This window comes from Halomonas sediminis (assembly GCF_044871105.1).
Taxonomy (GTDB): Bacteria; Pseudomonadota; Gammaproteobacteria; order Pseudomonadales; family Halomonadaceae; genus Vreelandella; species Vreelandella zhuhanensis.
The window spans coordinates 2,749,273-2,771,168 of sequence record NZ_CP085246.1 but is presented as its reverse complement, the minus strand read 5'-3'; the positions used below and the strand labels follow the sequence as shown (position 1 = coordinate 2,771,168).

The 21,896-nt window shown below is 55.0% G+C and carries 19 protein-coding genes, 1 tRNA gene and 1 pseudogene; 16 read left to right on the top strand and 5 right to left on the bottom strand.

Going from position 1 to position 21,896, the window contains the following annotated elements; genetic code table 11:
• Positions 1 to 46: 46 nt before the first annotated feature.
• Entirely contained in the window at positions 47 to 934 is an 888-nt protein-coding gene (locus LG290_RS13090) for an AEC family transporter (protein ID WP_499835182.1), read from the bottom strand.
• A gap of 43 nt (positions 935 to 977) precedes the next feature.
• On the opposite strand from LG290_RS13090, the gene LG290_RS13085 reads away from it, so the two are divergent.
• Both LG290_RS13085 and LG290_RS13080 read left to right on the top strand, forming a co-directional pair.
• Positions 978 to 1,100: a hypothetical protein gene (locus tag LG290_RS13085; RefSeq protein ID WP_499835180.1), complete on the top strand. Its 123-nt coding sequence runs from the start codon at positions 978 to 980 to the stop codon at positions 1,098 to 1,100.
• 20 nt (positions 1,101 to 1,120) lie between these two features.
• The gene (locus LG290_RS13080) at positions 1,121 to 2,929 is read left to right on the top strand and encodes an ABC transporter ATP-binding protein (RefSeq protein ID WP_499835179.1); all 1,809 of its coding nucleotides are present in this window, start codon (positions 1,121 to 1,123) and stop codon (positions 2,927 to 2,929) included.
• Positions 2,930 to 2,940: 11 nt separating this feature from the next.
• On the opposite strand, the gene LG290_RS13075 is transcribed toward LG290_RS13080, so the two are convergent.
• Positions 2,941 to 3,531 (bottom strand): hypothetical protein, encoded by a 591-nt coding sequence (locus LG290_RS13075; RefSeq protein ID WP_499835178.1) that lies wholly within the window; start codon positions 3,529 to 3,531, stop codon positions 2,941 to 2,943.
• A gap of 112 nt (positions 3,532 to 3,643) precedes the next feature.
• On the opposite strand from LG290_RS13075, the gene LG290_RS13070 reads away from it, so the two are divergent.
• The 3 genes from LG290_RS13070 to LG290_RS13060 all read left to right on the top strand — a co-directional run bounded on the left by LG290_RS13070 (position 3,644) and on the right by LG290_RS13060 (position 5,079).
• Positions 3,644 to 3,720, top strand: a tRNA-Ile gene (locus tag LG290_RS13070).
• A gap of 461 nt (positions 3,721 to 4,181) precedes the next feature.
• Positions 4,182 to 4,385, top strand: a complete 204-nt coding sequence (locus LG290_RS13065) for a cold-shock protein (RefSeq protein WP_160417682.1) — start codon at positions 4,182 to 4,184, stop codon at positions 4,383 to 4,385.
• 466 nt (positions 4,386 to 4,851) lie between these two features.
• Positions 4,852 to 5,079 carry a hypothetical protein gene (locus LG290_RS13060; protein WP_499835177.1) on the top strand — a complete coding sequence of 76 codons (228 nt, stop codon included), beginning with the start codon at positions 4,852 to 4,854 and terminating at the stop codon, positions 5,077 to 5,079.
• A 221-nt stretch (positions 5,080 to 5,300) separates the two neighbouring features.
• Here LG290_RS13060 and LG290_RS13055 read toward each other — a convergent pair whose 3' ends face one another.
• Positions 5,301 to 6,203, bottom strand: a complete 903-nt coding sequence (locus LG290_RS13055; protein ID WP_499835176.1) for a sensor domain-containing diguanylate cyclase — start codon at positions 6,201 to 6,203, stop codon at positions 5,301 to 5,303.
• Between the two features lie 618 nt (positions 6,204 to 6,821).
• On the opposite strand from LG290_RS13055, the gene hsdR reads away from it, so the two are divergent.
• The 5 genes from hsdR (at position 6,822) to LG290_RS13030 (ending at position 15,560) form a co-directional block, all read left to right on the top strand.
• Positions 6,822 to 10,349, top strand: coding sequence for a type I restriction-modification system endonuclease (gene hsdR / locus LG290_RS13050; protein WP_499835175.1), 3,528 nt, complete (start codon positions 6,822 to 6,824; stop codon positions 10,347 to 10,349).
• A 125-nt stretch (positions 10,350 to 10,474) separates the two neighbouring features.
• Positions 10,475 to 11,545 (top strand): Fic family protein, encoded by a 1,071-nt coding sequence (locus LG290_RS13045; protein ID WP_499835174.1) that lies wholly within the window; start codon positions 10,475 to 10,477, stop codon positions 11,543 to 11,545.
• Positions 11,546 to 11,563: 18 nt separating this feature from the next.
• Positions 11,564 to 13,141 (top strand): class I SAM-dependent DNA methyltransferase, encoded by a 1,578-nt coding sequence (locus LG290_RS13040; protein WP_499835173.1) that lies wholly within the window; start codon positions 11,564 to 11,566, stop codon positions 13,139 to 13,141.
• Positions 13,141 to 14,634, top strand: a complete 1,494-nt coding sequence (locus LG290_RS13035) for a restriction endonuclease subunit S (protein WP_499835172.1) — start codon at positions 13,141 to 13,143, stop codon at positions 14,632 to 14,634. The genes LG290_RS13040 and LG290_RS13035 overlap by 1 nt, the downstream gene beginning before the upstream one ends.
• Complete coding sequence (locus LG290_RS13030) at positions 14,631 to 15,560, top strand: DUF5655 domain-containing protein (RefSeq protein WP_499835171.1); 930 nt, start codon at positions 14,631 to 14,633, stop codon at positions 15,558 to 15,560. Before LG290_RS13035 ends, LG290_RS13030 begins: the two co-directional genes overlap by 4 nt.
• A gap of 129 nt (positions 15,561 to 15,689) precedes the next feature.
• Here LG290_RS13030 and LG290_RS13025 read toward each other — a convergent pair whose 3' ends face one another.
• Positions 15,690 to 16,004, bottom strand: coding sequence for a monooxygenase (locus LG290_RS13025; RefSeq protein ID WP_499835170.1), 315 nt, complete (start codon positions 16,002 to 16,004; stop codon positions 15,690 to 15,692).
• 324 nt (positions 16,005 to 16,328) lie between these two features.
• Between LG290_RS13025 and LG290_RS13020 the strand changes: the two genes are divergently transcribed.
• The 6 genes and pseudogenes from LG290_RS13020 (at position 16,329) to LG290_RS12995 (ending at position 21,566) form a co-directional block, all read left to right on the top strand.
• Positions 16,329 to 16,532, top strand: a complete 204-nt coding sequence (locus LG290_RS13020) for a cold-shock protein (protein WP_160417691.1) — start codon at positions 16,329 to 16,331, stop codon at positions 16,530 to 16,532.
• A 759-nt stretch (positions 16,533 to 17,291) separates the two neighbouring features.
• Positions 17,292 to 17,417 (top strand): annotated as a pseudogene (locus LG290_RS13015) (hypothetical protein); the annotation flags it as partial.
• A 357-nt stretch (positions 17,418 to 17,774) separates the two neighbouring features.
• Positions 17,775 to 19,520: a mechanosensitive ion channel family protein gene (locus LG290_RS13010; RefSeq protein ID WP_499835169.1), complete on the top strand. Its 1,746-nt coding sequence runs from the start codon at positions 17,775 to 17,777 to the stop codon at positions 19,518 to 19,520.
• 6 nt (positions 19,521 to 19,526) lie between these two features.
• On the top strand, positions 19,527 to 20,387 hold the full coding sequence (locus LG290_RS13005; protein WP_499835168.1) for a putative RNA methyltransferase: 861 nt from the start codon (positions 19,527 to 19,529) through the stop codon (positions 20,385 to 20,387).
• Positions 20,388 to 20,882: a YchJ family protein gene (locus LG290_RS13000; protein WP_499835167.1), complete on the top strand. Its 495-nt coding sequence runs from the start codon at positions 20,388 to 20,390 to the stop codon at positions 20,880 to 20,882. It abuts the gene before it with no gap.
• Between the two features lie 234 nt (positions 20,883 to 21,116).
• On the top strand, positions 21,117 to 21,566 hold the full coding sequence (locus LG290_RS12995; protein WP_160417694.1) for a DUF2267 domain-containing protein: 450 nt from the start codon (positions 21,117 to 21,119) through the stop codon (positions 21,564 to 21,566).
• Between the two features lie 124 nt (positions 21,567 to 21,690).
• Here the strand turns inward: LG290_RS12995 and LG290_RS12990 are convergent, their stop codons facing one another.
• Complete coding sequence (locus tag LG290_RS12990; protein ID WP_160417695.1) at positions 21,691 to 21,864, bottom strand: YqaE/Pmp3 family membrane protein; 174 nt, start codon at positions 21,862 to 21,864, stop codon at positions 21,691 to 21,693.
• Positions 21,865 to 21,896 lie beyond the last annotated feature (32 nt).

Below are 21,896 nucleotides of genomic sequence, written 5' to 3'. Positions count from 1 at the left end.
TTCACTTGAGTCTAGCAGAGCCATTCAAAACCGGAGGTTGAGTTACCTACTGTGTTACCTGCATCAAAAGCGCCAATAGAATAGGCAGATAGATCAGGGCCAATAAGGTGGAACAGAACACCAGGCTCGCGACGTAGGCCGGCTCACGTCCGGCGCGCTGGGCGAATAGATAGTTGAACACGGCCACCGGCATGCTCATTTGCAGTACCAATACGCCTTGGGCCAAGGGCGACAGGCCCATCCAGCCACCGATCAACCAGGCGATGGTCGCCGCCAGGGGAATGCGTGCCAGGCTGAAACCGACCCCGGAACGCAAGCTTCTGACCTGAATGCTGGCCAACGACACCCCCAAGGTAATCAGCATCAAGGGAACGGTGAATCCCGACATCAAGTCTACGCTATTGGCCAGCCATAGAGGCAAGGTGGTGTCGGTCAGAAGCAGCCCCATGGCAATGGCAATCGCATAAACGATAGGCGTCTTGGCCAGTGCCTTGAAGGGATTGCCGCGGCTGGTGAACACCGTGCCCAGGGTGAACTGGAGCAGAGCGACGGTCACCATGATGGTAATGCCATAGGCAAAGCCGGCACTACCGAAGGCGTAAAGCACCACCGGCAACCCCATGTTGCCCGTGTTGGGGTACATCATGGGCGCCAGCAGCACTCGCCAGTCGCGGCGTAACAGGCGAGCCACCAGAAAGGTGGCAGCGGCCATGGCGATGATCACCAAGGCGGTTGCCAGCATGGTTCGCCCGAAGCTCTCGGCATCGATTTCCGCACCGGAAAGCGACGCCAGTACCAGCGCCGGGGTGCCGATGTTGAATACCAGCCGCGTTACGAATTCCACCGGGTAGGGGTGGCCCAGGCGAATCCAGGAAAACCCCAGCCCGGCACCGGCGAGCACTGGCGCCATCACGGCAAACAGTTCGGCAAGCATGCTGCATCCTTGAAAAAAAGACCGCTATTGTGAGCAGTGAGCAATGCCGGATGCAATAGATGTCTATTTCAAGGAGACCGGCCGCACGTTATTGAGCCCCATCGAAATTTCCGTGGGCATCGTCACTGCGGTGGTCGACGACTTTCGTTACACTCAGCAACCCTAACGATAATCAAGGAATTCGTCGTGTCTTCATCTGCGCACAGTTTTCAGGCGTTAGTGCGGCTTTTGCGCTATGCCAAGGGCTACCGTCGCCGTATTAGCGCTGCGACGCTCTGTTCGATCATCAACAAGCTATTCGATATCGCCCCGGAAATCCTGATTGGCGTCGCTATTGATGTGGTGGTCAACCAAGAGCAGAGCTTTGTGGCAAGCCTCGGGTTTGAGGCGCCTCAACAGCAGATCACCATGCTGGCGGTGCTGACGTTTGTTATCTGGGCGGGGGAGTCGCTGTTCGAATACCTCTATCAGATTCTATGGCGCAACCTCGCCCAACGTCTTCAGGCGAACATGCGCCAGGATGCCTACGAGCATGCTCAGCGCCTGGACATGGCGTTTTTCGAATCGCGCAGTTCCGGACAGCTGGTCGCGACGATGAACGATGACGTCAATCAGCTGGAACGCTTTCTGGACGGCGGCGCCAATTCGCTGATTCAGGTCGGGGTGACCGTGGTGGCGGTGGGGGCGGTGTTCTTCGTGCTTTCCCCCTTGATCGCCTTGCTGGCCTTTACCCCGATTCCCTTGATCATCTGGGGAGCGTTCTACTTTCAGCGCAAGGCGGGGCCGCTGTACAGCGACGTGCGTGAAAAGGTCGGTGACCTGGCCGGGCGGCTGTCGAATAACTTGAGCGGTATCGCCACCATCAAGAGCTTTACCAGTGAAGCGCGGGAAGCCGAGCGTCTGCGCGAATCCAGCGAAGCCTATGTAGAGGCCAATCGACGGGCGATACAGGTGAGTTCGGCATTTATCCCGGTGATTCGCATGGCGATACTCGCGGGTTTTCTGGCGACGTTCACCGTCGGCGGGATGATGGCCTTGCGCGGTGACCTCAACGTGGGCGCCTATGGAGTACTGGTGTTTCTGACCCAACGCTTGCTGTGGCCGCTGACGGGTCTGGCTCAGGTGATCGACCTGTTCGAACGCGCCATGGCCAGTACCAAGCGGATACTGGATCTGCTGGAAGTGCCAATCACGATCAAGGACAACACGGACAGGCCGTTGGCCATGCCGGTGCGCGGTGAAGTGAGTTTCGAATCGGTCAGCTTTCGCTATGCAAGCAGCGGCGCCGGGGTGGAAGACGTCAGCCTGACAGTGCCCGCCGGCCACACCCTGGCATTGGTGGGTGCCACCGGCTCGGGAAAATCCACCCTGATGAAGCTGTTGCTGCGCTTTTATGACCCCAGCCATGGCCAGGTCCGGATCGATGGACAGCCCATCGACAGCGTCAGCTTGAATTCCTTGCGCCAATCGATCGGTCTGGTCAGCCAGGATGTGTACCTGTTCGAAGGCTCGATACGCGACAACATCGCCTACGGGAAACCCGATGCCGACGACGCCGCTATTATTAACGCCGCCAAGACCGCCGAGGCGTGGAGCTTTATCGAGATCTTGCCCCAGGGGCTGGATACCGCAGTGGGCGAACGGGGCGTACGCCTTTCCGGCGGCCAGCGCCAGCGGCTTTCCCTGGCGCGCGCCTTGCTCAAGGACCCGCCGATTCTGGTGCTAGATGAAGCCACTAGCGCGGTCGACAATGAAACCGAGGCGGCCATTCAGCGCTCGCTCAAGCGCATTGCCCATGACCGGACGGTGATCATGATCGCCCACCGGCTTTCCACCATTGTGGAGGCCGACGAAATCGTGGTGATCGACCAGGGCCGTGTGGCCGAGCGGGGTACCCATGCCGAACTGCTGACCAAGAACGGCCACTACGCTGCACAGTGGCGGGTGCAGACGGGAAGGGCGCAAGCGGAGGATGTGGAGGCCCTTAGCGGTTAAGCATAAAAGCCTTAGCGGTTGATCAGCAGGGCGTTCAACGTAACGGGCACATGCTCATCGATTTGCTGGTAGCCCAGCAGCGACAGCACGGTGCGCACCGTGCTGTTCGCCATCAGCGCCCGGCCATCCATCGCCATCGGCTCGGCGTGAGTCACGCGTATCTCGTTCAAGCCTTCGCGAGTAAAGCGCAGCGGCACCGACTCTTGTTGGTTAACCAAATCGGACTGAACTTGAAACTCAAGCGTCTCGACCAGTGATTCTCCAATGTCCAAAGCGTCCAATCGCTCAGGCGGCATTTGCGCGACCAGCGTGACCAAGGTGGTATTGGCCAGCAAGGCCACCCAGGGCGGCAGTTCGCCAAAGCGCTCCAGCATATCGGTTTGGCTCAGCTTTAACGGCAGGCGCAGGGTGCCGTCGCTGGATATATCGCCCTGTAGATCGCGCATTTGATGGTGATGGGTTTGCGGTGCCTCGCCGTTCAACTGGGTAATGGATGCCTGTACCTGCGATTGGGCAGGGTCAAGCTGCCAGTCAGCGTGCACCGGAATCGCCAGTAGCAGCGGGATAAGAGCAATCAAGGCTTTCACAGTGCGTCTCCGCATGAGGAATTACTCAAAAGACCCTTCTATCCACATAAAGTGCCGCAGTGACATCGAGGTGGCGCAAGGGGGCTAGCCTCGACCCGCCACATTCGCTATGATATGCACGCTTTGCGGGCCTATAGCTCAGTTGGTCAGAGCAGGGGACTCATAATCCCTTGGTCGTAGGTTCAAGTCCTACTGGGCCCACCAATAAAATCAATAGGTTGTGTAGTTTCCCCTCGATTCCTGCGGGCGCGCCATCTGACGTTCTGCCATCCGCTCATAAATACCTTCAGCATTCACTAAAGATAACAAGAGCACTGCTGCAGTCAAAAAGGAACTTACGGATGGCGAAATCATCTGGAGAAAGCGCGCTGATGGCAGTGGTACTTGGCGATATGACTTCCGTCTAGCGGGAAAGCGTTACAAGGGTATCCTAGGCACTGAGCCAAAAAGCTCATCAGCGAGACAGCGTCAGATCCTCTCTCAATCACGTTGACATCATCCCGCATATGTGTGATCATTGCTCGCAGTTGGTTAGCAAGCAGTGAATATTGTCAGTTGTAGTCGATTCTTTCGGTAGCCTGGTCATATCCCCTTGTTTTATCCGCTTCACCTCGGGGCAACACCCGGCAACTTGTATACAGCGCTAAGCGCAAAGGAATTATCACATGGCAACTGGCACAGTTAAGTGGTTTAACGACGCTAAAGGTTTCGGCTTCATTGCTCCTGCTGACGGCGGCGACGATCTGTTCGCTCACTTCTCAGAAATTCAAGCTGAAGGCTTCAAATCCTTGCAAGACGGTCAAAACGTTTCTTTTGACGTGACCCAAGGCAAGAAAGGCCTACAGGCTTCAAACATCCAGCTCGCCTAACTAGCATTTAGTTACGAGCTTCGAGCCGAAAGGCTTCGAAAAACCAGGCCCGCTTATGCGGGCCTGGTTTTTTTGTGTCTGTTTGCCAAACAGTAACGACTCTCTCGGTGCGCTCCGGCGATTGTGGCTTCATTATACCGGGCCTCACGGGCCGGTGTAGGCCGTTTGTCGACCGCTAATTACCCCCTCAAAATCAAGATAAGACGGATAATCTTGAGTTCCAGGCAATGGCGAGGCGAAATTGAAAAAAAATTGGAAGGATTAAACTAAGTTAATTTCCTCCCAAATTGGGAGGTTTATCTTAGGGATAGAGGGATCGTGAGCAAGGGTACGCTCGATTTGGCCAGGAGGCCGGCCCTCACCCATTTCCATTGTCCTGTTTTTTTTGCCTGCCCGCACGCAGGGCAATTTTTATTTCTAGGCCCTCTCAGATCCTTTCCCAAACCCGCAAATTTGGAGAATGAACATGACCGATCAATCGATTCGTGTTGACCTCGCCGATGGGTCTTCCTGGTACTTTTCTTCGGAAACCACGGCAGTGGAAAGGGGCATGCTGATGCTTTCGCATATTCAGGCCATTATTGAGGATACGAGGCTGAACACCGATAAGGATCGGCCTATGCCCCACGCTCTGCGGCAGAAACTCATCGTTGAGATGGATTTTGCCATGGGACTGATGGAAGAAGCAGCCTGATTCCTTTCTGTTTGTTCTTCGACGGGCAAACCGGTCTGGTTTTCGCAGGCCATCTATTCACCTTTTGATCGTTTTATCAACCTGGGCTGGAGGCGATGGTGGTGGCTGTGTGTGGCCATCAGCGAGCCGGTCATGGGATGCTTGGCTTCTTGGTCTTGTCTAGCAAAGGCGGCGTAGGCACTTCCTTGGGCCTGGGCACCACGCCAGACGACTTGAAGTCTTCAGTTGGCCATCTCCCGGTTGCGGCCCTTGGCCTTGGCCTGATAGAGCGCTAGGTCGGCTCGTTTGACCACCTCGGTAGCCAGCTCGTCGGGACCGACCTCGACGACACCAAAGCTTGCCGTGACCGGCCCCGCTTCCGGAAAACCCGTGCCGACAATAGCCTGACGAAGCTTTTCGGCAAGCTGCACGGCTTGGGAAAGCGCGGTTTCCGGTGCCAGCACCATGAACTCGTCGCCGGCCCAGCGCGCACAGAAATCGGTCGTGCGTAGATTCTCAGAAAGTACGCGAGCGAAGTGCACCAGTACCTGATCGCCGACATCATGGCCATGAACATCGTTGATGGATTTGAAGTGGTCGATGTCGAGCATGATGAGTGACAGGGGCCGCTCGTAGCGCCTGGTACGCTCGATTTCCTTTTCAAGGTGTCGATCGAAGCTCAGCCGGTTAGCCAGGCCTGTGAGCATGTCCGTGCTGGCTATCCGCTTGAGTTCCTGCTCATGCTGCATGCGTCGGGTAATGTCATGCTGAACCGAGACAAAGTGGGTCACGACGCCAGCCTCATTGCGCACCGGCGAGATGTTCCATTCCACCTGGTAAGGGATACCGTCCTTACGGTAGTTGACCGTGTTTGCCTCGAAATACTCACCAGCCGCCAGGGCCGCGCGCAGACGGTGGAGCATCTCGCGGTCGGTTTTCGGCCCCTGCAGCAAGCGCGGTGTGGCGCCCAGCAGTTCCTCGCGGGAATAGCCGCTCATGCTCGTCATGGCCGCGTTGACATAGACGATCTCCGGTCCGGGAAAGTCGAGGCTAGCCGTGGTGATAAGGACGGCATTGAACGACTGCTCCATGGCGGTTTCAAGCAACCGCAGGTATTCCATGTCTCGCATAAGGCTCTGATTCATTGCTGTCGTCATCCAGGATCATTCAGGTAACAAGGGATTTGCCGGAGAATCGTCCGAGCTCTTGTCGCACTTAAACTAAAAAAATAAATATATTTTGGTGAAACTACACTACAGCAAAGCAAAGCAAAGCAAGGCCATTTCACGATGAGAATCCCCTGGATGACATCGCCTTCGCCCGAGCCGGCGTTTCCGATGCCTACGCCACGGCGGAAGCATTAGACTGAAGCCCGATGACGGCCGACATATGTCCAATGATCGACGTCATCAGGGGGCTCCGAAGGCTTATCTCTGATATGGACTTTGCGGCGGGACTGATGGAAGAAGCGGCCTGATTCCTTTCTGCTCAGACAGCCATCAGGCCGTTTCGGATGCTTCATGCCGGTGTACTGAAAGGGTATGCCCATGCAGGCACAGCGATCTACGAACTGGCCAAAAATTGCGGGCTCCCTTTCCATCAACATCTACCTTGCTTTTGAAAAGTTCATAATATGGTGCTCTCCCTAGCCTGAGGGCTGCTCATTTATCGCTAGGCTGCTAAAGTTCAGGTATTAGAAAAGTAATCAAAAGGGCCTGGCCTCCCTTAACGTCTACCAAAAAACATACTAAGTGGAGCGCATTGTGCAAGGCAGCGATAACACATCAGTAAATTTCGGTTTCCTGGCCGAGCATGACGCGCTTTTCGTACAGTTGGCATCGGCTGCGGAGGGAGCCTTCTCCGGCGATCCCAACACTACGTTAATCAAGCTACGCCAGCTCGGAGAGGCGCTTGCCCAGCATCTGGCGGCGTCGTCAGGGATTGATTTCGATGACCAAACCAGTCAGTCCGATCTGCTCTACCGCCTGAATCGAGAAGTCCGCCTGGAGCCACAGGTAAAAGAGCTTTTCCATACCCTGCGCATTGAGGGCAACAAGGCAACCCACCAGTTCCGCACTTGTCATAAAGAAGCCATGGACGGCCTGAGGCTGGCCCGTGAACTGGCCATCTGGTTTCACCGCTCCTTTGGCAACGCTGGCACTGGATTCAAGCCGGGTCCGTTCGTGCCACCGCAAGACCCCAGTGCCCAGCTACGCCAGTTGCAAGTCGACATCGAAAAGCTTCGCCATGACCTGAAGCACGCCAGCATGGAGCTGGACAGCAGTCAGCAGCTTAGCCAGCTCGTTGAACAGGAAAAGACCGAGTACGAAGCCCTCGCTCTGGCTATGGAAGAAGAATCCCGAGCCAAAACGTTGGAGGCAACCGCCCACGAACAGGCACTCGTACAGCAAAAACAGGATTACGAGCAGAAGATCAAGGCACTCCAGCAACAACTGATGGAACAGGGTGAGAAGCCAGTCTCCGCTCAACGCCAGGAAGTGGCTCAGAAGACAAAGGCGGCTAGCCAGCAGATTATTTTGAGTGAAGAACTCACTCGTATCCTGATCGACCAGCAACTGGTTGAGGCGGGCTGGGACGCCGACAGTCAGGAAATTACTTACCAGAAAGGCGCCAGGCCAGAGAAAGGCACTTACCGTGCCATTGCCGAATGGCCCACTAACCATAACGGCAATAAAGGCCGGGCAGACTATGTACTGTTTGCAGGTCTTGCGCCCATTGCAGTGGTGGAGGCCAAGAAAGAAAACACCAACGTGGCGGGTAAAATTCATCAGGCCGAACGTTACAGCAAAGGCTTCAAGGTAGAAGCACCCCTAGTCGGTACCTGGGAGCTGGCGGGCCGCACCATCGCCTGGCCAGCCGACGATGAAGGTCACTATATGGTGCCTTTTGTCTATTCCTGCAACGGTCGGCCCTATGTTCCCCAGCTGGCCGAACAATCGGGTACCTGGTTTCGTGATGCGCGTGATCCCAGTAACACCCGGCGCGCACTGTCACGATTTCACACCCCCGCGGGGTTGCTGGATCTACTGGAACGCGATAAAGAAAACGCCGAAAAGCTGCTCAAAAATGAACCCTTCGGTTACCTGAAACTGCGCGACTATCAACAGAAGGCCATCACGGCGACCGAAAATGCCCTGTCCCGAAACGTCCGCTCCGTACTGCTTGCCATGGCCACCGGCACCGGCAAAACCCGTACCATCATTGGCCTGATGTACCGCTTCCTGAAAACCGAACGTTACCATCGAATTCTATTCTTGGTAGATCGCACAGCACTCGGTCAGCAGGCTATCGACGCCTTTAACGAAGCACCTCTGGAGCAGAACCAAACCTTAAGCAATATTTACAACGTGGCGGAACTGGGCGATATGGCCGCCGAGGTGGAAACCCGCGTTCAGGTGGCCACCGTTCAGGCCATGGTCAAACGTATCTTTATGAGCGATCAGCCGCCGCCCATTGACCAGTTTGATTGCATTATCATTGACGAAGCCCACCGGGGTTACACCCTGGACCAGGAAATGACCGAAGGCGAGCTGGCGACCCGCGATGCCAGCCAATATATCTCCAGCTACCGCCGAGTGTTGGATTACTTCGATGCGGTAAAAATCGGCCTCACTGCCACACCGGCCAAACACACCAGCGAGATCTTCGGCAAACCCGTTTACACCTATTCCTACAGGGAGGCCGTCGCAGACGATTGGCTGATCGACCACGAACCGCCTATTCGTTACGAAACTCTGCTGACCAAGAACGGCATCCAGTTCGAGAAGGGCAACCCGGTGGAAGTAATCAACACTCGGACCGGCGAAGTGGACACTACCGAGCTTGAAGACGAGCTGAGTTTTGAAGTTGAGTCCTTCAACCGTCGGGTGATCAACGAAAACTTCAACCGGGTTATCTGCGAGGAACTTGCCCAGGAGATTGACCCCTTTGGCGACGAAAAAACCCTCATATTCTGCGCCACCGACCTGCACGCCGATATGGTCAAGCGGCTGCTGGATGATGCCTTCAAAGACCTCTATAACGGCAGCTACAATGAAACCGCTGTGGCCAAGATTACCGGCAAAAGCGACAAAGTCGATCAGCTGATCCGTCGCTACAAAAACGAGCGTTATCCCAGTATTGCCGTCACTGTTGACCTACTGACTACCGGCATCGATGTACCCAAGATCTGCCACTTGGTATTCATGCGCCGGATACGCTCGCGCATTTTGTACGAGCAGATGATTGGCCGCGCCACACGGCGCTGCGATGAGATCGGCAAAACCGTATTCCGTATTTACGACCCGGTCGATATCTACGCCGCGCTTGCCGAGGTCAATACCATGAAGCCCCTGGTGAGGGACCCCAATATCACCTTGGAGCAACTGGTCGACGAACTGACCGACGAGGGCCATTTAGAAGCAGCGCTGAACAGCCCTGGCGAACAACTGGGCGAAAGCCAGGCTGATGTAGTGCTTAGCCAGCTCAGCCAGAAGGTCATGCGCGTACTGCGCAAGGCCGACAACAAAGCCGAAAGCCGACCGGCGCTGAAAGACAAGCTGGACGAACTGCACGAGCTGTGGGGAGTCGAGCCGAAAACCCTGCACCAGCACCTGCATAAACTTGGCCCTCGTGAAGCGTCGGCATTCATCCGCCAGCACAGTGGCCTGGTCAATCAGCTTAGCCAAGTAAAATCCCTGGTAGGCAGCGACCAAATGCCCGTGATTTCGCATCATGAAGACGAACTCATTCAGGAACCCACCCAAAGCTATGGCGTGCACCAACGGCCAGAAGACTATCTGGACAGCTTCAATGCGTTTATCAAAGAGCAGGTTAATCAATCGACCGCCTTGGCAGTGGTCGTCAACAAGCCCCGCGACCTTACCCGCCAGCAACTTAAGGAAGTGAAAGTACTGCTGGATAACCACGGCTACTCGGAAGCCAACCTGCAAAGCGCCGTGCGCAACCAGACCAATAAAAACATTGCCGCCAGCATCGTCGGCCATATCCGCCGCGCCGCGCTGGGCGAGCCTCTAAAGCCCTTTGAGCAGCGTGTGGCCGAAGCCATGGACCGCATCTATATCCAGCACAATTGGACATCGGCCCAGCGCAAGTGGCTAGACCGCCTGGCCAAGCAGCTTACCCATGAAGTCATCATCGATCGTGAAACGGTCAATCAGCTACCTGCATTTCAGGGCGGTGCTAAGCAGCTGAATAAAATTCTCGGGGATGAATTGGATACCGTACTGGAAGATCTTGGCGAGGCCATGTGGCCACAGCAAAGTGCATAGATTTTTCGATTTTCTGAACATTTGGGCCCTTATATGCAAAGAAAAGTGCCGTTTCCTTTGCATATCCGCCCAGACATGTATAGATTTTTGGTTTTTCTATACATTAAATGAGAAAGGGACGTTCCGTGCCGCCAACTCTGCCCCTTGAAGCCCTCGAACAGTGGGAAACCCGAACCGTGCTTAAGAAGGCAGCGGAGGCACACCGCTATCTAGCCGAACTCAAAGGTGTCGCGGCGACCATCCCCAACGAAGAAATTCTGATCAACACCCTAACGTTGCAGGAAGCCCGGCACAGCTCCGAAATTGAAAACATCATCACCACCCAGGATGATCTTTACCGCGCCGTTGTCGCGGATGAAGCCAGCGTTTCACCGCAAACCAAGGAAGTTCAGGACTACGCCACGGCACTACGAGCCGGGTTCCGCAGTGTTCGGCAGTCCCGACTGATTCGTCTTAACGATATTCTCCTGATTCAGGAAACCCTTGAAAACAACAATGCCGGTTTCCGGAAGCTACCGGGGACCGCATTGAAGAACCAGGCCACGGGGGAGGTCGTCTATGAGCCGCCTCAGTCAGCTCAGGAAATCGAAGCGTTGATGAGCAATCTGGTCGACTACATCAACGATGACGAACGGTGCGATGCCGACCCGCTGGTAAAAATGGCCATCATCCACCATCAGTTCGAGAGCATTCACCCGTTCTATGATGGCAATGGCCGAACCGGGCGCATCATCAATATGCTTTACCTGGTCGCCAAGGATCTGCTCGACTTGCCCGTGCTGTATCTCAGCCGTTACCTGATCCAAAACAAGGCCGGCTACTACCGGGAGCTACAGGCCGTGCGCGATACCGGTAACTGGGAGCCGTGGCTACTTTATATGCTGGAAGGGGTCAGCCAGACCGCCCAGCAGACCATTTACTTGATCAGTCAGATCCGCGAGTTGATACAACACACCAAACACCGTATGCGTGATGAGTGTCCGAAGATCTATCGGCAGGAACTGCTGAACAACCTGTTCAACCACCCCTATACGAAAATCGAATTCGTCATGGAGGATCTGTCCGTCAGCCGCATCACCGCGACCAAGTATCTCGATGAACTGGTCAATATCGGCCTGCTGGACAAAACCAAAGTCGGCCGCAGCAACTTCTACATCAACACACCGCTGATGGTGCTCTTCCTTGAGCGCGCATAAAACAACCCGGAACTAACCATGACCAATAACGACATCGTCCAGAAGCTCTGGAATCTTTGTGATGTGCTGCGAGATGACGGCATCAATTACTCGGACTACGTCACCGAACTGGTGCTGCTGCTGTTTATTAAAATGGTGCACGAGAATACCCAAGCTGAATCACTGAAGCGTCACGTGCTACCCGAAGGTTGCCGCTGGACCGACTTGAAGGGCAAATCGGGCATCAATTTGCTTGATGACTACAAACGCATTCTGCTCAGCCTCTCCAGCGGCCGGGATGGTGCGGGTAGATTGGTTCATGACGACCCCTTGATCAGCGCCGTTTATGCTGATGCGCAAACCCGCCTGCGCGAGCCGCGCCACCTGGAGCAGATGATCAAAACGCTGGATCAGATCGACTGGTTTAGCGCCCAGAAGGACGGTCTAGGGGATCTTTACGAAGGTCTGCTTGAAAAGAACGCTAATGAAACCAAGTCTGGCGCAGGCCAGTACTTCACGCCCCGCGCGTTGATCAACACCATGGTGCGCTGCCTGAAACCTCAGCCTGGCGAGACAATTCAAGATCCGGCTGCGGGAACAGCGGGCTTTCTAATTGCCGCCGATCAGTACATCAAGGATCAAACCGACGACCTGTTTGACCTGAACGCCCAGCAGCAGGCTTTTCAGAAAAATCATGCCTTTGTCGGTATCGAGCTGGTGCCCGGCACCCGCCGTCTGGCGCTGATGAACTGTCTGCTGCACGGCATGGAAGGCGACGATGAAGGCGTGGTTCACCTAGGCAACGCCCTGGGCCAGACTGGCGCCAGCCTGCCCAAAGCCGACGTCATTCTCGCCAATCCGCCCTTTGGCACCAGCAAAGGCGGTGATGCCAGCGTCACCCGCGACGACCTCACGTTTAAAACCAGCAACAAACAGCTGGCCTTTTTGCAGCACATCTACCGCAACCTGAAGCCCGGTGGCCGTGCAGCGGTGGTGTTGCCGGATAACGTGCTGTTCGAAGCTGGCGTAGGCACCGATGTACGCCGGGATTTAATGAACAAGTGCAACCTGCATACACTCCTGCGTTTGCCCACCGGCATCTTCTACGCCCAGGGTGTGAAAACTAATGTGCTGTTTTTCACCAAGGGCAGCGCAGTGGACAAGTATCAGGAAGAGAACTGCACCGAAAATGTCTGGGTTTTTGATCTGCGCACCAACATGCCCAGCTTTGGCAAGCGCACGCCGTTTGGTGAGCAACACCTCAAGCCGTTCGAGAAAGTTTTTGGAGATGATCCCAACGGTCTGAGTGTGCGACAGGAAGGTGAATACAGCTTCCATTCCGACAAGATCGAGCTGCCGGAAGAAGCGGAAGAAGCGGAAGAAAACCAGGGTATCGATCCCCGTTTGGCCCACAGTCGCTGGCGCAGCTTCAGCCGCCAGTGGATTGCTGAACACAAGGGCGACTCGCTGGATATTTCCTGGCTTAAGGATAGCGACAGCGTGGACGCTGCCAATCTGCCGGAGCCGAGTGTATTGGCGAGTGAGGCGAAGGATGAGTTGGAAGCTGCGTTAAGTGAACTGGATGGGTTGCTTAAAGAGCTAGAAGGTGCAGTGTGATGGAAAAGTTAGACTTACCAGCTGGCTGGTCTAAAGCTGTTGTTGGCGATTACTTTTACTTAAAAAATGGCTTCGCATTTAAAAGCAACGATTACATTCCAGCAAGCGAAAATACGTTTCCTGTAATTAGAATTTCAGACCTAGATGGTAAGATAGCCTCTGATAAAACCGCGGTGCACGTTCTGGAAGGTGCTCCAGGCTTTGAAGTTAAAAACGGTGATTTATTGATCGCCATGTCAGGTGCGACAACTGGAAAGATCGGAGTTTATCAGGGAAAAGAATCGGCTTATCAAAATCAACGAGTAGGGAATCTAAAACTTTATTTTCAAACTGATGGTTGCAATAAATACAAAAATTATCTCGTTCATTATTTAAGCGACGATATTCTAAAAATTGCGTACGGCGGTGCTCAACCTAATATCTCAGGTAAAGCTATTGAAGAGATGGACATACGTCTCCCCCCCCTCGCCGAACAAAAAGTCATCGCCGACAAACTCGACACCCTGCTGGCCCAGGTGGAAAACACCAAAGCCCGCCTCGAACGCATCCCGCAAATCCTCAAACGCTTTCGCCAGTCTGTGCTGGCTGCAGCGGTGAGTGGATGGTTGACGGAGGAGTGGCGGCACCGGAATCCCACTAAAACCACTGAAACTCTACTTGAAGGACATGATCCGCTTCCAAAGCCTGCCCGTTGGAAGTCTCGATCTGATGCGTTTATTCAAGGGAATTACGCCACAGCAGTGGGGAGGCCTGTAGCCAGTCCTGTCTCGCAGTGGAAATGGATCTCTCTGGTTGAAGTCGCTCGCATGGAGTCCGGTCACACTCCAAGTCGAAATAAATCGGAGTACTGGAACGGGGATATTTGCTGGATAGGTATCAGGGATGCGAACAAAAACCACAGCAAGACGATTCGAGACACGGAACAGAAAACCAATGAGTTAGGGTTGGCGAACTCTGCAAGTCGTTTGCTCCCGGTTGGGACTATTTGTATTAGCCGAACGGCCTCTGTGGGTTATGTTGTGAAAATGGGTAAAAGTATGGCAACTAGTCAGGATTTTGTTAACTGGGTACCGTCTCCAGTCATTGATCCAGACTGGCTGAAATGGCTGTTTGTTGCTGAACGAGACTCTCTTCTTAAGTTCGGAAAGGGTTCAACCCATACAACCGTCTATTTCCCGGAGTGGTTATCTATGCATATCTTGCTGCCACACATTGATGAGCAGCGTGAAATAGTCAGCCGAGTAGACCAACTCTTCGCCCACGCCGACCGCATCGAACAACAGGTCAACAACGCCCTGGCCCGCGTCAATAACCTCACCCAGTCCATCCTGGCCAAGGCCTTCCGGGGCGAACTCACCGAGCAGTGGCGCAAGGACAATCCCGAGCTGATCAGCGGGGAGAACAGTGCCGAGGCGTTGTTGGAGAGAATCAAGGCGGAGCGGGCGGCTGTGACGCCGATGAAGAAAACCCGCAAGCGCAAGGTCACTGCATGAGCGATATCAAGTTGTTTCAACTTACCGGTACCAGTGCTACCGAACTGAGCGGTAAAAGCGCACAGCTGGAAAAGGATCTTCAAAACCATATCGAAGCGAATATGGACGCCCTGATCGGTGTGCGTTTTTTGGCCGGTGAATACAGCACCGGCAAAACGCACAAGGGCCGTATCGATTCCTTGGGGCTGGACGAGAACGGCTGCCCAGTGATTGTGGAATACAAACGTCACAGCAACGAAAACGTCATCAACCAAGGCCTATTTTATCTGGACTGGCTGCAGGACCACCAAGCCGAATTCAAATGGCTGGTGATGGAAAAAATCGGTAAAACCGAGGCCGAAAATATAGAATGGGGCGGCACCCGGTTGATCTGTATTGCCTCAGATTTCAATAAATATGACGAGCACGCCGTTCAGCAGATCAACCGCAACATTGAGCTGATGCGTTACCGTTATTTCGGCGATGAGCTGCTGCTACTGGAACTGGTGAACGCACAGACAGCCAACCAAGCCGCACCCGTCGCTGGTGCGTCATTATCGCCCAAAAAACCGGCTAAAAGCATCAGCAAAGACAAAAGCCAGCAGGAACGCCTGGTTGAAGCACCGCCCACGCTGGTTGAGCTGTACCAAACCGTCTGCCATTACGTTGAGCAGCTAGGTGATGAAGTTCAGCGTAAAGAACTCAAGCTCTACACCGCATTCAAAAGCATTCGTAACTTCGTATCCATTGTGGTGCAATCAGGAAAAGACCCGCGCTTGCAGATGTACCTGAAACTGCCCGGTGCGCTCGGCGAAGAAACGGCATTCAGCCGTGACGTCACCAGCATAGGCCACTGGGGAACCGGAAATCTTGAGGTGAATATCCGCACGGCAGGAGACTGGGAGAAGGCGCGAAAGTTGGTGGACCAAGCGTATCAGGAAAGTTGAAATAGAAGACTTTACCAACAGGTGGAAAACTCCTCATGCATTCAATGACGGCGTGCCATCCGTGATCGCAGAAGAAAAACTTAAAATACTGTCCGGGATTAGTTGACCACCACAGTGGAGCGAATTTTTCTATCGAAAACCGGAGACAGGACCATCGTTGATCGCCGACAGCGCCTCGTTGGCTTCTAGGATCTGCGCCTCGATGCCAGTGATGCCCATGTCCTTTAAGCGGGCGGTGTGCATCCTGCAGTAGGCTTCGGCGTCCGCGCGGGTAGTGAACAGGTAGATGCCGCCCGCGCGCTTGCTCTTCGGATCTTCGGTCCAGATCTTCCAGAGTAGGCCGGGTTCGTCGTTGATGGATTGGGCCAGCGGCGTCATCGCATCGACCATGGCCTCTCCGAAGGGGCCGTCGAAAGGAAAGTGAACCTGCAGTATCGTCGGCATGAAAGCCTCCCTGTATTAGTAGAAAACGTTACATTACGGTCTATCCTATTCATGTCATGACGGCACGGCAATCACTCATGCCAGCAACCGCCTTGGCACTGAGCCAACGCTCATCAGCGAGACAGTGTCAGATCCTCTCTCAATCACGTTGACATCATCCCGCAGATGTGTGATCATTGCTCGCAGTTGGTTAGCAAGCAGTGAATATTGTCAGTTGTAGTCGATCCTTTCGGTAACCTGGTCATATCCCCTTGTTTTATCCGCTTCATCTCGGGGCAACACCCGGCAACTTGTATACAGCGCTAAGCGCGAAGGAATCATCACATGGCAACTGGCACAGTTAAATGGTTTAACGACGCTAAAGGTTTCGGCTTCATTACTCCTTCTGAAGGCGGCGACGATCTGTTCGCTCACTTCTCAGAAATTCAAGCTGAAGGCTTCAAATCCTTGCAAGACGGTCAAAACGTTTCTTTTGACGTGACCCAAGGTAAAAAAGGCCTCCAGGCTTCGAACATCAAGCTCGCCTAACTAGCATTTAGTTACGAGCTTGAAGTCGAAAGGCTTCGAAAAACCAGGCCCGCTTATGCGGGCCTGGTTTTTTTGTGGCTGTTTGCCAAACAGTAACTGCTCAAAACGGTGCGCACCGCTTTCAGGCCTCCCCAGGCCCCATTGCCATCGACGGTTTCGGCGCCACATAGCGACATTTTTTAATGATGAATTGCCTATGAGCATTACCCTTTTTAAGCGCTGGCACTGGCGGGGCTGGATATCTCCAAATGGGCGATTCTCGCCGCCGCCAAGCAAGACAAAGGGGCCGGTTGGCTGGTGGGCAGCGGGCGCTCCATTGCACCGTGCGTGACAGCCCGTGGTGCGGGAGCAGTGTCAGCAGTGTGCGTTTGAACCAGTGTGTCATGGCATTCACTCAGGTGATAAGCCGGCGCAGGCCTCAGGCTGTCTCGACATACCCCGGCCGCGGCGGTACAGCCATTTTTCGAGTTTCACGGCCACCAATACCAGAGACGCCAGTCCAAAACACACGCTCAGTTCGACGAGGGAAAGTGGCTGAGTCTTGAAAACGATATTCAGCATTGGAACCCAGCTGCAGCCCCACCGTGGCATCTCAGGCCCTCGCATGACTGAGCACATGCCGCTCCTCACATTCAACTGGGATCACGACGCTGCCACCAAATTCATTGCTGCAAAAGAGGCGTGCTGGCGTCGCGATGGGTTTGGGCACTGGGCCATACTTTGTTATGAAACAGCCCGACCGCACCGCCTTGCGGCAGCGGTCGAAAGTTCAAGGCTTGCTTGTGGCCAAGCGTGAAGGGTGCTCGGACCTGCGACGGTTTTCTTGAACTCCTCGGCATAGACTTCCAGCGGCGTGCGCCAGTCCTGTGTCTTGCGTGGCTTTAAGGCCAATGCCGATCTTGTCGGCGCGATCAATGTGCTAAGGGCAGGGCATGCCCGGTTAGCCTGTGAAGTGAGCGGTGCAGGAAGGCCGCCAGCAGCAGGAACCCACCGAAGCGACTCAGGAAAGCCGTAGGCTGAGCCTGAGCGCCGTAGGAATCCTCTTCCTTTCCGCCCCAGGCGGCAGCTTCCTAAGAAGCTGAGGGAGAGGAGGATGTCAAATCTTTACTGCCCTGACAGGATGGTATGGATGTCAACAAAGGTAGGCGGTTTCAAGGGTAGCTTAATGCCAGGCGCAAGTCAGAATTGAGTTCGTCTGTCAAGTGGCATAAACGGATGATTCATCGAAATCGGAACACGCATATGAAAGTAAACATCTCGTGGCTCCTGTGGGCAGTGCTGTCAGTAGCATTGATGTTTTCCGGTCCCAGTGTGGCGCAAATGCAGGAGGGGGGAAGTGAGAGCGAGCAGCAGCAATGGTTCTCCGTCGATTCGTTGAACGCTGGGCTTGACGAGGCGCCTGAGACGGTCAATCGGATGACGCCACGAGAGTCTATCCGGAGCTTTCTGGAACTTACCGATGAGGAAGACTTTGCCGCGGCGGCGCATATCCTCAACTTGTCCTTTCTGGACCCTGCGGAGCAGCAACAACGAGGAGCTCGGTTAGCCAGACAGTTGGCTGAGGTCCTTAGGCGTGGCGAGTGGCTCAATACTTCCAGCCTTTCCGGGCGTCAGGATGCCGCTATCCAGGACCCGTCGGGACAGCATCCCCAAACAGGAGAGCCGCGCCGCAATATCGAGCTGGCATCACTCCAGGCCGATGGCGAAGCCTATGATATTAGTCTGAGCCGGTATCGGGTGGGCGATGAGGAGCCGGTCTGGCTGGTTACGCCGGATAGCGTATCGTCGATCCCGCCACTTTATGAGAAATATGGCCCCTCATTGCTGGAGGAGCATATCCCGGAGCGTTTTAAGACCTCGTTCGGGATCCTCCAGATCTGGGAGTGGATAGCCATTCCGATTTTCCTGCTGGCGATTGGCCTGGTGGGGTGGGGTGTCTACGCCTTGGTCGGGTTGATGGCCCATTGGTTACCTTCCGGCTCGCCAAGCATCTTTGCCAGCCAGATCAAGGGGGCTATGGCGCTGCTCGTCATGTCGCTGGTTGCCCAGATAGTGCTCAATTACGTGGTCTCTTTCACTGCCGTGGCTACCACGTTCATTCGCGTACTGCTGATTACCATCGTGGCCTGGGGCGTCGCTACCATCGCGCTTCGCCTGGTGGACACCATTTTGCTTAACGTGACACGGCGTCTCGTGGGGCCGATCGATGACACCAAACCCAAGGATGATCGCAAGTTACTGACGTCGCTTCACGCGCTGCGTCGGGTCATCATCCTGGTCACGGTTATCGTGGTTTTGGTCTATGTACTGAGTCAGGTCCAGCTATTCGGGACGCTGGGGATTTCGCTGCTGGCGTCGGCCAGTGTTCTGGCGGTACTGGGGGGAATCGCGGGCCAGGCGGTGCTGGGCAATATCCTGTCCTCGTTTCAGGTGTCGTTAGCCAAGCCCATTCGCATCGGCGATCTGATAATGTTCGAAGGTCAGTGGTGTTATGTGGAAGGCATTTTCTATACCTTCATTCGGCTGAGGGTGTGGGACGAGCGGCGCTTGAATGTGCCGGTCACGTACTTCGTCTCCAAGCCCTTCGAGAACCTTTCAGTCAAGAGTTCCAAGATGTACCGAATCCTGGAGCTAACCCTTCACTTGAGTGCAGATATCGAGCTCCTTAGGGAAAAATTCCTGGAGTATGCCAAGGAAGAAGACAACGTCATCGAACACCACAAGCTGTTGTGTTACGTGACGGGGCAAACCGGCATGGCCCAGACGATCGCTTGCTATCTCATGGCATCTGAACCTATGGATGGCTGGGTAGCGGAAATGCATATCCGGGAGAGACTGATGGCCTTTATCCGGGACAACCACCCTGAGTGGTGGCCGAGAGAGGTGGTGGTGCTCAGTCATCAGGATATCGCCCTTGGCGAAGAACCCGGTGCTCACTCCTCTTCAGCGGCCGGCGATGCCAATGAACACTTATCCGAAAGGCGATGACAGCTTATGAGCATGACCCCTTTTCAAGCGCTGGCCTGCCCGCTGGACGGCGACCCGTTACAGCGAAACGGCAATGCATGGCGCTGTGCGGCAGGGCATAGCTTTGATATTGCCAAGCAGGGCCATGTGAATTTGCTGCCCGTACAGCAGAAGCGTTCAGGCGACCCCGGCGACAGCAAGGCAATGGTTGCGGCACGCCAACGCTTTCTCGATGCCGAGCATTACCAACCCATCGCCGATGCGCTCAGCCAAGCCGTTTTGAAGAGTTTCCCCATCGATGCCACGCTCAGTTGCCTTGATGCCGGCTGCGGGGAAGGCTACTACCTGCGCGCCTTGGCGAAAGCGGCATCTGAAGAGCAAGCGCTGGCGCTGACGGGGCTGGATATCTCCAAATGGGCGATTCTCGCCGCCGCCAAGCAAGACAAAGGGGCCAGTTGGCTGGTGGGTAGCAACGCAAACCTGCCCGTGCAGCCCGGCACGCTCGATCGGCTGCTGTGCATGTTCGGCTTTCCTGTGTACAGCGAGTTTGCTCGCGTACTCAAGCCGGGTGGCATGCTGCTACAGGTGGATGCCGGGCCGGACCATCTGCGTGAGCTGCGCGAGATCATTTATCCCACCTTGAAGCCGGAGCGCACCAGAGAGTTCCAGGTGCCGCAAGGCTTTACGCGCCTGCACACAGAAACAATCCGCTACCCGCTTGAACTGAACGGTGCAGATAGCATTGCCGATCTGCTCGCCATGACCCCGCACCTTTATCGCGCCAGCGCCGAAGGCCGGGCGGAAGCGGCGTCGCTGGAGTCGCTCGTTGTCACTGTGGATGTACGCCTGGTGCATTTCTCCCGCAATACACAACAGGCTGAATGCTGAATGAGCACTCTCGAAAGCACTCTCAAAAGCCCTGCTAAAAGCCCGCTCAACGCATCTTTGTGTCCCTGTGGTGGTGACAAGCCGTTGGCCGACTGTTGCGGGCGCTATCACGCCGGTGAGCTGGCGCCGACTCCTGAGGCGCTGATGCGTTCGCGTTACAGTGCTTTCGTGTTGAATCTTACCGACTACTTGCTGGCAAGTTGGCACCCGAGCACTCGCCCGGCAAACTTGGCGCCGGATAGTTCGTCACGTTGGCTGCGCCTCGAAATACTCGAAAGCGCAGAGGAGGGTGGCAAGGGGCAGGTAGCGTTTCGCGCCGTCTTCAAGGAAGGGCGGCGTTGGGCGGTACTGGAAGAGGCTTCTCGGTTCGTGCGCGAAGAAGGGCGTTGGTTCTATCTGGATGGTACTCCCGATATCACTCGGCTCAAGCCCGGTCGCAACGATTCTTGCCTGTGCGGGAGCTTACGCAAGTTCAAGAGCTGCTGCGGTATCTAAGAAATCTTGCTGTTTTCGAGCCCGAATGCCCGTCTCACGTAGCGGTTGTGCTCCATGCCTTCATGCGCTGCAAAAAAATACCCACTGACATGCGTTGAATACTTGTCATATTGCGGGAATCTTTACCACACTCTGTAGAGCTACGGGGAACGTTGCTGCAAAACGCCAGGTTCCGCTTCCCGTTAGCCAATTTACGTCAGGTTTAGAATCTCGAACCAGGGAGGAACTTCAGAGATGGCCAATCAACCTAAAACAGAGCAGCAAGAGAAGCGTCATGAAGGGCGCACCGCTAACACCTACCACCATTTTCTCAATGAGTTGTGCACGCCCGGCGATATGAGCAAGGAAGAGGCGGAAAAAGCCACAGTAGCGGTGTTGGGTGCCTTGGAAAAACGAATCCAGCCTACCGAAACCAACAAGATGGAAGCACAACTCCCCCAGAAGCTGCGGGAACTACTGGACCATAGCGGGATCGATAAAAGCGCGGCCCCGCAACGATTCGGCAAGGATGAGTTCATTGAAATGGTTGCCTCGGACCTGGATGCCAACCCGGAAGAGGCGGAGTCGATCTCCCGTAGGGTGTTCGCCACGGTACGCGCCCAAATCAGCGACGGCGAAGCAGAGGACGTCGCCAGCCAGCTTCCTCCGGATATTGCTCAGCTGTGGCGCGAGCGGCCGACATAAGCAGGCCATTCCAATCCGTTGGTTTTCTTGAAACTACATTAGCAAAAGTCTTGAGATTCAGGCGTCATTGCAGTTGAGCGACGCCTTTCTCTCGTTATGCTCGATTTCAGTATGTCCGGCCCGTCTAATGCTTGAGGATGACGTAGAAGGCGTGAATGATGCCTGGAATATAGCCGAATAGGGTCAAGAGAAGATTCAGCCAGAAGTGGCCTTTGAACCCGACCTCCAGAAAAACACCCACCGGTGGCAAGAGAAGGGCAAAAATCATTTTGATGGGATCGGTCGCGGTGAAGGCCATGGTACGTTCCTCGATTGCAAATGGATGGCTAC